This is a genomic window from Brucella thiophenivorans (genome assembly GCF_002252445.1).
Lineage (GTDB): Bacteria > Pseudomonadota > Alphaproteobacteria > Rhizobiales > Rhizobiaceae > Brucella > Brucella thiophenivorans.
Window position 1 is genome coordinate 519,392 of the sequence record NZ_NNRJ01000019.1, and the last position, 13,140, is coordinate 532,531.

Here is a 13,140-nt window from a genome sequence, read left to right on the forward strand (position 1 = left end):
AGAATAACAGCTTACGCCTCGATTTTCCGAACACTTTTAATAACAAAGTGCTGGCGAGACCTGAAAATGCAAGAAGCACAGCGAACCAAGATATATAGGGAGTAATCGTAAGAACCCGATAAATTACCATTTTTATCTAAATCAAAAATGTAGAAATATTTCTAAATATAGAATATCAAAGACCGGCAATCACAATAATAATGAAATTATATTAGTATAATATGATATAGGGATATAATATAGTGTGTGAAAAATTAATCAAACGCCTCGCTTGTATAGTTATGGCATTATTTCCCGCATTATGGGGTTTGTTCAGCTTTCTAAATAATACAGCGGACTTTTCGGGAACAGCACAGAATGCAGTGGCACCACTTTTGTCTATGGCAGATACTTATGGTAATCCCGCACTGACATGGCGCGCCATAACATTTAGTTGGGCGCCCTATGTCGGGCTTGGTGCAATCACCACGATGGAAACGCTCGCGGGTATCCTTGCAACAATCGGTGTTCTAAAAATGGTTACGAGCATTGGCAAAGATTACTCAACATTCGCTCGTGGAAAATCCTGGGCAATGCTGGGTGCTTTATGTGCAATCGCCGTTTGGGGTATCGGCTTTATGGTTGTTGCGGGCGACTGGTTTATGGCATGGCAAGCAAAAGAAAATCCGCTCAATACTCAGTTGGGTGCCTTGCTTTATAGTCTACCAAGCATGATGGCAGTCGTTATCTTGATGGTGCACAAGGAAGAAGCCAAATAAGAATAAAGCAAAAGCGGCGGCATTTAAGCCGCCGTTTTCTATGTTTAAACCGAATGAATTTTAGAGGAACTTCAGCGCGCTGCGGCCAGCATAACGGGCCTGCTTGCCAAGTTCTTCTTCAATACGGATAAGCTGATTGTACTTTGCAGTACGATCCGAACGCGCGAGTGAACCCGTCTTGATCTGTCCGCAATTGGTAGCAACTGCGAGATCAGCAATAGTCGAATCCTCTGTTTCGCCCGAACGGTGAGACATGACAGAGGTATAGCCAGCCTTGTGCGCGGTTTCGACAGCATCCAGCGTTTCGCTAAGCGAACCGATCTGGTTGACCTTGACGAGGATCGAGTTGGCAACACCCATCTTGATACCATCGCGCAGACGTGCCGAGTTGGTGACGAACAAATCGTCTCCCACGAGCTGGCACTTATCGCCAATCAGGTCAGTCAGGTATTTCCAACCTTCCCAATCGTCTTCGGCCATACCGTCTTCGATCGACACGATTGGGTAATCAGCAGCGAGCTTTGCGAGATACTCAGCCTGCGCCTTTGGATCTCGGGTCTTGTTTTCGCCTTCATAGACGTAGTTGCCGCCCTTGAAGAATTCGGTTGCTGCGCAATCAAGGCCAATTGCAATGTCTACGCCCGGCTTGAAGCCGGCTTTTTCAATTGATTCGACAACGAAATCGAGCGCTGCTTCTGCACTCAGTAGATTTGGTGCGAAGCCACCTTCATCACCAACATTGGTGTTGTGGCCAGCATCTTTCAAACGCTTCTTGAGCGTGTGGAAAACTTCCGCACCATAACGCACAGCTTCACGGAACGACGAAGCGCCTACCGGAATAATCATGAATTCTTGAAAATCGATAGGATTATCCGCATGTGCACCGCCATTGATGATGTTCATCATTGGAACTGGCAAAACATGAGCATTAGCACCGCCAACATAGCGATAGAGCGGCAGGCCGGAAGCCTGCGCCGCAGCCTTGGCAACGGCAAGCGAAACGCCAAGAATCGCGTTTGCACCGAGATTGCCCTTGTTTGGCGTGCCATCAAGTTCGATCAGCGTCTGATCGATAAGCAGCTGGTTTTCCGCATCCAGACCGGCGACTGCATCAAAAATCTTGCCATTGACGGCTTCAACAGCCTTTTCAACGCCCTTACCAAGATAACGGCTACCGCCGTCACGAAGCTCAACGGCTTCATGCGCGCCAGTCGATGCGCCTGACGGCACAGCAGCGCGGCCAAAAGAGCCGTCTTCGAGGTAAACGTCGACTTCGACGGTTGGGTTACCGCGGCTGTCGAGAATTTCGCGACCAACGATGTCGATGATTGCAGTCATAGGGGCAAGTCCTTCCCTGTAGGTAGCCCCGCTTTGTTGCAAGGCACATTGAAGAAATTCAATTTCAGGTCTTCATTACAGACATTCAAGGCGAAGGAAAATCCCCCGCCTGTGAATTCCTGATGAAATTTTAAATCGATTTAGCAATCCTGTCGAAAGCGATCAGCTTTTCAAGCAGTACTTGCATTTTATCGATAGGCACCATGTTCGGGCCATCAGACGGTGCATTGTCTGGATCTTCATGGGTTTCGATGAAAATACCAGCGACACCAACAGCCACCGCAGCACTTGCAAGCGTCTCAACAAATTCTCGCTGACCGCCGGAAGAACCACCCTGCCCGCCGGGCTGCTGCACAGAATGGGTGGCATCGAAAATAACCGGCGAACCAAACCCTGCCATGATTGGCAACGAACGCATGTCAGAAACGAGTGTATTGTAACCGAACGATGCACCGCGTTCTGTCGCCATCACATTCGGATTGCCATTTTCGGTAATCTTGGCAAGCACGTTTTTCATGTCCCATGGTGCCAGAAACTGGCCTTTTTTGACGTTGATCACACGGCCTGTCTTTGCAGCCGCAACAAGCAAATCAGTCTGGCGGCACAGAAATGCAGGAATTTGCAGGACATCAACGACTTCGGCCACTTCTGCGCACTGATGCTCATTGTGAATGTCGGTGAGCACGGGAAAACCGAACTCTTTCTTGAGATCGGCGAAGACTTCCAGAGCCTTTTCCAGACCAATGCCGCGCTGCGCGCTGAGCGACGTCCGATTGGCCTTGTCGAAGCTCGACTTATAGACAAGACCAATACCAAGCTTATTCGTAATCTCTACCAGACGACCAGCCATCTCAAACGCATGATCACGGGTTTCCATCTGGCACGGACCGGCGATCAGAGACAGCGGCGCACTGTTGGAAAAGGTAACATTGCCGATTTTTACAACAGGATTGGCGGTCGTCATGATTGGGAACCTTCAAATATTACAAGTACCTCAGAGGCACTTTATCTGGCGTGCGAATTGATCGAAAACAAGGCGCGGATAATTGGCGCACAAATGAAACGCGCCCCAGCAGGGGCGCGTAAGAGGCTTAAACCAGTCTGCCCTGCTCCATCGCAGCTGCGATGAAAGAAGAAAACAGAGGGTGCGGTTCAAATGGCCGCGATTTCAGTTCCGGGTGGTACTGAACGCCGATGAACCAAGGATGATCGGCATATTCGACTGTTTCCGGCAGAACGCCATCCGGCGACATGCCAGAGAAAACCAGACCACTTGCTTCCAGACGATCCTTATAGTCAACATTCACCTCGTAGCGGTGACGATGACGTTCAGAAATATCGGTCGAACCATAAATCTCAGCAATACGTGTTCCAGCCTTAAGCGTAGATTCGTAAGCTCCAAGACGCATCGTTCCACCAAGATCGCCCGACTTCGTGCGCTTTTCGAGCATATTGCCCTTGAGCCACTCAGTCATCAAACCAACAACCGGTTCCTTGGTCGGACCAAACTCTGTCGAAGATGCATTTTCGATACCAGCGAGATTACGCGCGGCTTCGAGACATGCCATCTGCATACCAAAGCAAATGCCGAAATAAGGCACCTTGTGTTCGCGAGCGAACTTGGCCGCAAGAATCTTGCCTTCTGCACCGCGTTCACCAAAGCCACCCGGCACCAGAATGCCATGGACTTTTTCGAGATAAGGCGATGGGTCTTCGCTTTCAAAGACTTCCGCTTCGATCCAGTCGAGATTGACCTTGACCTTGTTGGCAATACCGCCGTGCTGCAACGCTTCAATCAACGACTTATAAGCGTCTTTGAGCTCGGTATATTTGCCGACAACCGCAATGGTCACTTCGCCTTCAGGATTGTGGAGAAGGTTGGAAATACCTTCCCAGCGCTCCATTCTGGGCTTAGGAGCCGGTTCGATACCAAATGCTGCAAGCACTTCGTTGTCGAGACCTTCCTTATGATAGGCGATTGGCACATCATAAATGGTCGAGACGTCGAGCGCCTGAATAACTGCGCTTTCACGCACGTTACAGAACAGCGACAGCTTGCGGCGTTCAGAAGCAGGAATTTCACGATCCGCACGCACCAGAAGAATATCCGGAGCAATACCGATTGAGCGCAGTTCCTTGACCGAATGCTGCGTCGGCTTGGTCTTAAGTTCACCTGCCGCAGGAATATACGGCATCAATGTCAGATGGATATAAACCGCGCTATTGCGTGGCAATTCATTGCCGAGCTGACGAATCGCTTCAAGGAACGGCATGGCTTCGATATCGCCAACTGTGCCCCCGATTTCGCACAAGACGAAATCATATTCGTCATTGCCTTCAAGGATGAAGTTTTTAATTTCATCCGTGACGTGCGGAATGACCTGAACCGTCGCACCGAGATAATCGCCGCGGCGTTCTTTTTCGATGATGTTGCGGTAAATGCGACCCGTCGTAATATTATCCCGCTGATTGGCAGGACGACCGGTGAACCGTTCATAATGACCCAGATCAAGGTCTGTTTCGGCACCATCGTCAGTGACGAACACCTCACCGTGCTGGTAAGGCGACATCGTGCCGGGGTCGACATTCAGATAAGGGTCGAGTTTACGGATACGCACGCGGTAACCACGTGCCTGAAGGAGTGCAGCCAATGCTGCTGCGGCAATGCCTTTTCCAAGGGAAGAAACCACGCCGCCTGTGATGAATACATATCGCGCCATGGGCTTATGTCGTTAGACCCTTCTTGCTGATTCCGCCACTAAAAAAATGGGAATCAATGTTTTTTCCATCAAAATCGCGCCCGTACTGCATTCCTTGTGGGAATATCGGACGCTTCCACCAAACTAGTTCTGTTCGTAGCATGTAACTCGGATTGTGACATACGCACGAAAAAGATCGGGCGCACGAAAAAAGGCCGGGAAATTCCCGGCCTTTCGGGTATTTTAAGTCCGCATCAGAGAACGACGACTTTTGCGCCCATGTTTACACGATCATAAAGATCCATGACATCTTCGTTAGTCATGCGGAAACAACCGTTTGAAGCGGGGCTACCAATTGTCCATGGCTGAGTCGTTCCATGAATGCGGATATACGTGTCCTTGTTACCCTGAAACAGATACATGGCGCGCGACCCCAGCGGGTTGCCCGGACCGCCATCCATACCATTCTTATAACGACCGTACTGCGAAGGATTACGTTCGATCATTTCCTTCGTCGGAATCCAGCGTGGCCATTCGCGCTTGGCGTTGATGTTCGCAGTTCCCTTAAACTCAAGGCCGACTTTTCCGACGGCAATACCATAGCGGCGTGCAGAGCCCGAGCTTTCAACAAGATAGAGGAAATATTTCGCAGGATCGATTACGATTGTTCCTGGTTCATAACCAGAGAATGCAACCGTCTGCGCCTGATAACGCGGATCAATATTGTGACGGTTCAGAACAACCTTCTTAGCACTTCCCGAATTTGAAGCACTTTTCTTTTTGGTCTTGGCAGGCTTTGCCTTGGCGTCACTGGCCATTGCGACCTGCTGAACGCTGTTTGCTGCGGCATCAAGCTCGGCTTCAGCGCCGGCCGCACCAGCGGCAAAACTCGGAGCTGAGAATCCAATGCAAAGGCTCGCAATACCAGCCATTAAAATGAAACGTGAAGACATGATCTGTTCCCGAAAACCCAAGCAGTGCGGAAAACACCTGTCGCAGTATCGCGTTCAGGCTTTAGCTCTCCATACTGTAAAGTCTCTCACTACTCAATTAACAGCATTGTGTGTTTGTAACGATTCAAACCAACCTATTGCCTGCTTGCAACACTCTAGAAAACCGCATTCTACAATAAGCCCACTTTTTTTGCAAAAACCGCCACAAATTTTTAGTAAGCGTTTGCCAATAAAAAACCGACCCTATAGGGCCGGCTTTTAAACTTCTGTGCGCTCAATCCAAACTTACTGCGAGCTAGGAACCTGCGGAGCCTGAGGCTGTGCGGGGGCGCTTTCTGGAGCAGGTGTTTGCGTATCGTTGTTCTGCGAAGATTCGCCACCCAACTGATTAAGAATGCCGCCACCCGTACCAGTTCCACCCGCAGGCTGAGTCTGTGTGCCGGAAGCTGCTGGAATACGATTAAGAATGTCTGTTGGCTGCTCGCCGTAACGCGCCATAATGCCAAGCGCGAGCGATGTGACGAAGAAGCCAATCGCAAGAATAGCTGTTGTACGGGTCAGTGCGTTAGCCGCGCCGCGCGCCGTCATAAAGCCCGAACCACCGCCGATACCAAGGCCACCGCCTTCGGAACGCTGGATGAGCACAACGCCAACAAGCGCCAGAACGATCAACAAATGAATGACAATGACTATGGTCTGCATAGGTTACGGTCTTTATATCTCTGGACTAAATGCGGAAGGGGAGAAACCATAAGATTTTAGCCCCAAACAGCGATGATACAAATAGATAGAGCGGCTCTTTACACGCTATTGCGTGATAATCCAAGCCCTGCGTCCCAGATAGATTAAGGGACGCAAACTATCTCACAGATTACGATAAGTTTCGCATATGGCGAGGAAGTCGGTTGCTTTCAAGCTGGCACCGCCAACCAATGCACCATCCACATCCGGCACACTCAACAACTCAATGGCATTGGACGGTTTCACCGAGCCACCATAAAGAAGTCGAAGATGCGCACCATGTGTACCAAAAAGCTCGGTCAGCGTTTCACGCATGAAAGCGTGCGCGGCACGAACATCCTGAACCGTCGGCGTCAGACCGCTACCAATAGCCCATACGGGCTCATAGGCTATGATCGTATTTTCAGCATTCACGCCATCGGGAAGCGATGCTGCAAGCTGATCACCAATTACATCAAGTGTGCGATCTGCTTTACGCTCATCAGCCGTTTCACCAACGCAGACAATAGCAACAAGACCTGCGGTCCACGCGGCTTCAGTTTTGCTGCGAACCAAATCATTGGATTCGCGGTGATCCGTGCGGCGCTCGGAATGACCAAGAATGACATGGCTTGCGCCCGCTTCTTTAAGCATTTGCGCGGAGACATCGCCTGTATGCGCGCCCGAAACTTTCGGATGGCAATCCTGACCGCCCAGCGCAACCGTTTCGCCTTCAAGTGTCTCGGCAGCGCGTGACAGCAATGTGGAAGGAACACAGATGATAGCATCGAGCTTGCGTCCGAGATCAGAACTCAGGCCCGCAGCAATAGCTCGCAATTCGGTGAGGGATTCTCCCGTACCATTCATTTTCCAATTGCCAGCAACCAGCGGACGGATTCCCGGAGTCATGTTGTTCTCCTCGCCTAGAACGACTGCAAGCCGCCTAATAAGCACTAATTTTTGCCACTGACTAAGCGTATTCGTCGCGCAATGCAATGTTCTTGGTGGTAGATCATCAATGAGAACTTGCATCGGGGGCCAGCTTAAGGTTATCCCCTGACACGGCATATCTTTATTGATGGCCGGGCTTTGTTTTGTTCTTTAAAGGGTTTCCAATGCTGGACAGTATGCGTGATGCCGCTAGATCTTGGGTTGCTAAGCTTCTTCTCGGCTTGCTTGTTCTGAGCTTTGCAGTCTGGGGCATCGCCGATGCGTTCCAGGGCGAAGTCGAAGTTGATGATGCAATCAGTGCAGGCGGTTCAAAAGTCAGCTCATCTGACTACCGTTTTGCTTATGAGCAGCAGCTCATGCGTTTGTCGCAACAGTTTCGTCAACGTTTGACCCGCGAACAGGCCCAGCAACTCGGTGTTGATCAGCAGGCTCTTGCGCAGCTTGCCGCAGGTGTCGTTCTTGATGAACAGGCCCGCAATATGCAGCTTGGCCTTTCGAAAGATGGTATTGCGCGTCTTACAGGTGAGGATCCGTCGTTTCAGGATGCCAGTGGCAATTTCAGCCGCGCACAGTTTGACGCCGTTCTGCGCCAGTCCAATATCCGCGCGCAGGATTATCTTGACAATCGCGCAAAGGTGGCACGTCGCCAGCAGGTTGTCGAAGCCACAACCGATGGCATGAAAATGCCAGCGACCATGCTTAAAGCGCTCGCTCTGTATCAGGGTGAAAGCCGAAGCGCGGATTACATCACCATACCGGCTGAAAAAGCCGATGCTGTTCCTGCACCATCAGACGAAGCGCTCAATAGCTATTTTGTAGAGCACAAGGATGAGTATAAGGCACCAGAATATCGCAAGCTCACCTATGTGAAGCTTGAGCCTTCGGATATTGCCGATGCTTCCGCTGTCACGCAGGATGAAATCAACGAATACTACGAAACAAACAAAAACCGCTTCAGCACCACCGAAACGCGCACCATTGAGCAGCTCAGCTTTGCCGATAAGGCCGCAGCAGAAGCAGCACAGCAGAAAATCGCAGCCGGTACGAGCTTTGTCGATATTGGCAAGGAACAGGGCAAAAGCGAAGCAGATCTGGTTCTCGGAACCTTTGAAAAGTCGGCCCTCCCGGATGCCGTTATTGCGGAAGCTGCATTTGCACTCAATGAGAACGGCGTTAGCAACGTTGTTGAAGGTGCATTCGGCCCGGTTATTCTTCGTGTAACGAAAGTTAATCCAGCGCATGTGAAGTCACTTGCAGAGGTCGAAGCTGAAATTCGCGACACCGTTGCAACAAATATTGCAATCAGCAGCATCAATGGCATCCACGATTCCTATGAACAGCAGCGTTCAGAAGGTGGAAGCATGGCAGATGTTGCCAAGACCCTTAGTCTCAAGGCTGTTACAATCGATGCGGTTGATGCAGAAGGCAACGATCCTGCTGGAAAGCATGTTGACCTTCCAAATGAACAGGCACTGGTTGCAGCGCTCTTTCAGGCAGAACAGGGCTTTGACAATGATGCTCTGACTTTGGGCAATAATGGCTATGTGTGGTATCAGGTTGATGGCACCACCCCTGCCCGCGACCGCACACTTGATGAAGTCAAGGACGAAGTTGTTGCCGCATGGAAGGGTGAAGAGGCTGTGAAGCGTCTTAACCAGCGCATGGAAGAGCTTAAAAAGCGCCTTGATGGTGGTGAAACCCTTGATGCAATCGCTGCCGAAATTGGCGTGGAAAAGCAGACCAAGCGCGGCATTACCCGTAATACCAATGACGCAGAATTTGGTTCTGCTGCAACCGCTCAGGTATTCCGTGGTCCAAACAACCACACGGGAACGGCTGCTGCCGCATCCAATGATGCGCAGATTCTGTTCAAGGTTGTGGAAGTCACAGAACCGACTGCATCCGGTCCGGAAGCCATTCCTGATGATCAGCAGAAGTACCTGTCCACCACCCTCACCGACGACGTTCTTGAGCAGTTGGTTGGCGAATTGCAAAAGCAGTATCCGGTCAAGGTAAACCAGAATGCGATCAAAAATGCATTGGCCTTCTGATCGGCGACAGATAAATCACAGGTAAAACAATGGCTGACTTAAAACCCTATATCGCAAAGGCTGCCTCTGGCACTCCGTTGTCGTTTGAGGATTCAAAAGCAGCCTTTGACATCATGATGACCGGTCAGGCGACGCCGTCGCAGATCGGCGGCTTTCTGATGGCGCTGCGTGTTCGTGGTGAAACCGTACCGGAGATTTCTGGCGCGGTCGCCTCCATGCGTTCGCGCATGCTGCCGGTTACAGCACCACAAGACGCGATTGATATTGTTGGCACCGGCGGCGATCAGTCTGGCTCCTACAATGTGTCGAGTTGCTCTGCCTTTGTCGTGGCTGGCGCAGGCGTTCCCGTTGCCAAGCATGGCAATCGTGCACTCTCTTCCAAGTCAGGTGCTGCCGACGCACTCGCAGCGCTTGGCGTGAACATCGAGGTGGGCGCAGACACGATTGGCCGCAGCATCAGCGAGGCTGGTCTTGGTTTCATGTTCGCGCCGACCCACCATTCGGCGATGCGCCATGTCGGCCCGTCACGGGTGGAACTTGGCACCCGCACAATTTTCAATCTGCTCGGCCCACTTTCAAACCCGGCAGGCGTCAAGCGTCAGCTTGTTGGCGTATTCTCAGCTGAATGGGTTGAGCCTCTTGCAGAGGTTCTCAAGGAACTCGGCTCTGAAACCGCATGGGTTGTCTATGGCGACGGTCTCGATGAGATGACCACAGCAGGCACCACGAAGATTGCAGCCCTTGAAAATGGCACCATCCGCACTTTTGAGATTGTACCAGAAGATGTCGGTCTGCGTCGCGTCGATATGTCGGAACTCAAGGGCGGTGAGGCCGAAGTCAATGCCAAGGCACTTCTCGGCGTTCTCAGTGGCGAACAAAACGCCTATCGCGACATTGTTCTTTTGAATTCGGCTGCCGCGCTGATGATTGCCGGTAAGGCGAAAGACTTGCAAGACGGTATTACGCTTGCAGCACAATCAATCGACAGTGGTTCCGCGCTTGCAGTTCTGCAAAAGGTCATCGCCGTATCCAATGACAAGCCGCTCTGACAGAGAGGATCAAACCATGTCCACCGACATTCTGCGGAAAATTGAAGCTTACAAGCGCGATGAAATCGCTGCCGCAAAAGCGCATCTGCCCCTCAATGAAGTGAAAGCACAGGCCAAAGACCAGCCAGCTACGCGCGGCTTTCTGAAAGCGCTCGAAGCAAAGCGCGCAGCAAACAAGTTCGCGCTCATTGCAGAAATCAAGAAAGCCAGCCCATCCAAGGGCCTGATCCGCCCAGATTTCGATCCACCGGCATTGGCCAAGGCCTACGAAGACGGTGGCGCTGCCTGCCTTTCCGTACTCACAGACACACCATCTTTTCAGGGCGCGCCGGAGTTCCTGATCGCAGCGCGCAATGCCTGCACGCTGCCTGCACTGCGCAAGGATTTTCTGTTCGATACCTATCAGGTCTATGAAGCAAGGAGCTGGGGAGCGGATTGCATTCTTATCATTCTTGCGAGCGTCGATGACGACCTTGCAAAGGCGCTGGAAGAAACAGCGTTTGAACTTGGTATGGATGTGCTGATCGAAGTCCATGACGAAGAAGAAATGGAACGGGCGCTAACACTCTCCTCGCGTCTTGTCGGCGTCAACAATCGCAATCTGCGTACATTTGAAGTCGATCTAGCCGTTTCCGAGCGCCTCGCAAAAATGGTCTCATCCGATCGTCTGCTGGTTGGAGAAAGCGGTATTTTTACCCATGACGATTGCCTGCGTCTAGAGAAATCCTCAATCGGCACTTTCCTGATTGGTGAAAGCCTGATGCGCAAGGATGACGTGGCAAGCGCTACCCGCGAACTTCTGACCGGCAAGGTGTGATCCATGACTGCCAAGCTCACCCATATCGACCAAACAGGTGCGGCCCACATGGTCGATGTCGGCGATAAGGGCGAAACAGAGCGTCAGGCGACCGCCGAAGGCGCGGTCAGAATGAAACCTGAAACGCTGGCTCTTATTCTTGAGGGTAATGCTGCCAAAGGCGATGTCGTTGGCGCAGCTCGTCTTGCAGGTATTATGGCTGCCAAGAAAACCTCGGATCTTATTCCGCTTTGTCACCCACTAATGCTGACCAAAGTATCCGTCAACATTGAACCAGACTACAATCTTCCCGGACTGCGCGTATCTGCTACCGCAAAACTCAAAGGCCGAACCGGCGTTGAAATGGAGGCATTGACTGCCGTTTCCGTCACCTGCCTAACCATCTATGATATGGCCAAGGCCGTAGACCGGCATATGGAAATCACCGATATACGCGTTTCGGCAAAAAGCGGCGGCAAATCAGGTGACTGGAAAGCCTGATTCTTTTCCGGAGTTGCGGCAGATCAATTCATAAACGCATCTAAGAGACTAGAAGCGAGTAAATTGAAATTTCCCTACCAGAGGAAGCACAATGTCCCTTCTCCCGGTCGATGAAGCACTAAACCGCATATTGCGCTCCGCCCAACCAGACGGTTTTGAACAGGTCTCACTTAGCTCTGCCGGTGGGCGCGTTGTCGCCGAAGCCGTAAAAGCAAGCCTTATGCAACCGCCATTCGACTGTTCTGCCATGGATGGTTATGCACTAATTGCGCCCGAAAATATCGACTATCCGATTGAACTGACAATCATTGGCGAATCTGCTGCGGGTGAGCGCTTTGATGGCAAGCTTGCCAACGGCCAAGCCGTGCGCATCTTCACAGGTGCACCACTGCCAGAGGGTGCTGATTGTATCGTCATTCAGGAAGATACAGAGCGATCCGCGGGCAAACTGACGATCCGACAGGGCCTAGATGTAACCCGTCATATTCGCCGCGCAGGTCTTGACTTCGCACCGGGCGACACGGTTTTGCCTGTCGGGCGGGAACTCGACCCACCGGCCCTTTCACTCGCCGCTGCAAGCGGCAACGCAGTAATTAACGTCTTCAAACAACCGAGAATTGCAATTCTTGCCACAGGCGATGAACTTGTTCCTCCCGGCATAATCCCCGGCCCTGACCAGATCGTCGCTTCCAACAGCATTGGCATCGCGGAAATCGTCCGCCGCGCTGGCGGTAAGCCGGAAGATATGGGCATCATCATTGATGATCCGAAAAAAATCGAATCGGCAATTAGTCAGGTTCTCAATGATGGCATCGACATTCTGGTGACCATCGGCGGCGCATCGGTTGGCGATCGTGATTATGTGCATGGTGCCTTGAAAAATTGCGGCGTCGACCTTGATTTCTGGAAAATCGCCATGCGCCCCGGCAAACCGCTTATGTATGGCCGCAAGACCGTCTCAGGCAAAACCATTCACGTCATCGGCCTTCCCGGCAATCCGGTTTCAAGTCTCGTTTGCAGCCTCTTGTTCCTGCGTCCGCTTGTGGCAAAACTATCCGGCAATGATTTAAACGCCGACATCCGCCCCGCACGTCTTGGTGCGGCAATGAAAGCAAACGACCATCGCCGCGATTATATTCGCGCAACCGTCGAACATGCGGCTGACGGCACACTTACTGCAACGCCATTTCCACTTCAGGATTCCTCGATGCTGTCGGCTTTGGTGGGGTCCGACGCGCTTCTGATCAGAGCAGAAAATGCCCCCGCAGCCTTAGAAGGTGACGCCTGCACAATATTGATGCTTTAACAAACATCAAATTGAACG

The 13,140-nt window shown here is 51.6% G+C and carries 12 protein-coding genes; 6 read left to right on the plus strand and 6 right to left on the minus strand.

Translation table 11 applies throughout. The annotated features are described in order from the left end of the window. Nucleotides 1-242: 242 nt before the first annotated feature. Nucleotides 243-758 (plus strand): DUF2165 family protein, encoded by a 516-nt coding sequence (locus CEV31_RS11975; RefSeq protein WP_094507239.1) that lies wholly within the window; start codon nucleotides 243-245, stop codon nucleotides 756-758. 60 nt (nucleotides 759-818) lie between these two features. On the opposite strand, the gene eno is transcribed toward CEV31_RS11975, so the two are convergent. From eno to tpiA, 6 genes are all read right to left on the minus strand, one after another. Continuing rightward, a complete protein-coding gene (gene eno, locus CEV31_RS11980) occupies nucleotides 819-2,096 on the minus strand; it encodes a phosphopyruvate hydratase (protein ID WP_094507240.1) in 1,278 nt (425 codons plus the stop codon). Nucleotides 2,097-2,226: 130 nt separating this feature from the next. Further along, entirely contained in the window at nucleotides 2,227-3,060 is an 834-nt protein-coding gene (kdsA, locus tag CEV31_RS11985) for a 3-deoxy-8-phosphooctulonate synthase (RefSeq protein WP_094507241.1), read from the minus strand. 127 nt (nucleotides 3,061-3,187) lie between these two features. Next, nucleotides 3,188-4,816 carry a CTP synthase gene (locus CEV31_RS11990; RefSeq protein ID WP_094507242.1) on the minus strand — a complete coding sequence of 543 codons (1,629 nt, stop codon included), beginning with the start codon at nucleotides 4,814-4,816 and terminating at the stop codon, nucleotides 3,188-3,190. Nucleotides 4,817-5,049: 233 nt separating this feature from the next. Further along, nucleotides 5,050-5,748 (minus strand): L,D-transpeptidase, encoded by a 699-nt coding sequence (locus CEV31_RS11995; protein WP_094507243.1) that lies wholly within the window; start codon nucleotides 5,746-5,748, stop codon nucleotides 5,050-5,052. Nucleotides 5,749-6,033: 285 nt separating this feature from the next. Next, the gene (gene secG, locus CEV31_RS12000) at nucleotides 6,034-6,450 is read right to left on the minus strand and encodes a preprotein translocase subunit SecG (RefSeq protein ID WP_094507244.1); all 417 of its coding nucleotides are present in this window, start codon (nucleotides 6,448-6,450) and stop codon (nucleotides 6,034-6,036) included. Nucleotides 6,451-6,612: 162 nt separating this feature from the next. Then, complete coding sequence (gene tpiA / locus CEV31_RS12005) at nucleotides 6,613-7,377, minus strand: triose-phosphate isomerase (RefSeq protein ID WP_094507245.1); 765 nt, start codon at nucleotides 7,375-7,377, stop codon at nucleotides 6,613-6,615. 206 nt (nucleotides 7,378-7,583) lie between these two features. On the opposite strand from tpiA, the gene CEV31_RS12010 reads away from it, so the two are divergent. From CEV31_RS12010 to CEV31_RS12030, 5 genes are all read left to right on the plus strand, one after another. Beyond that, nucleotides 7,584-9,470, plus strand: a complete 1,887-nt coding sequence (locus tag CEV31_RS12010; protein ID WP_094507246.1) for a peptidyl-prolyl cis-trans isomerase — start codon at nucleotides 7,584-7,586, stop codon at nucleotides 9,468-9,470. A gap of 29 nt (nucleotides 9,471-9,499) precedes the next feature. Next, the gene (gene trpD, locus CEV31_RS12015; RefSeq protein ID WP_094507247.1) at nucleotides 9,500-10,519 is read left to right on the plus strand and encodes an anthranilate phosphoribosyltransferase; all 1,020 of its coding nucleotides are present in this window, start codon (nucleotides 9,500-9,502) and stop codon (nucleotides 10,517-10,519) included. A gap of 16 nt (nucleotides 10,520-10,535) precedes the next feature. Next, complete coding sequence (trpC, locus tag CEV31_RS12020) at nucleotides 10,536-11,336, plus strand: indole-3-glycerol phosphate synthase TrpC (RefSeq protein ID WP_094507248.1); 801 nt, start codon at nucleotides 10,536-10,538, stop codon at nucleotides 11,334-11,336. Between the two features lie 3 nt (nucleotides 11,337-11,339). Next, nucleotides 11,340-11,816 carry a cyclic pyranopterin monophosphate synthase MoaC gene (gene moaC / locus CEV31_RS12025; RefSeq protein WP_094507249.1) on the plus strand — a complete coding sequence of 159 codons (477 nt, stop codon included), beginning with the start codon at nucleotides 11,340-11,342 and terminating at the stop codon, nucleotides 11,814-11,816. Nucleotides 11,817-11,907: 91 nt separating this feature from the next. After that, complete coding sequence (locus CEV31_RS12030; protein ID WP_094507250.1) at nucleotides 11,908-13,122, plus strand: molybdopterin molybdotransferase MoeA; 1,215 nt, start codon at nucleotides 11,908-11,910, stop codon at nucleotides 13,120-13,122. The last annotated feature ends 18 nt before the right edge of the window (nucleotides 13,123-13,140 follow it).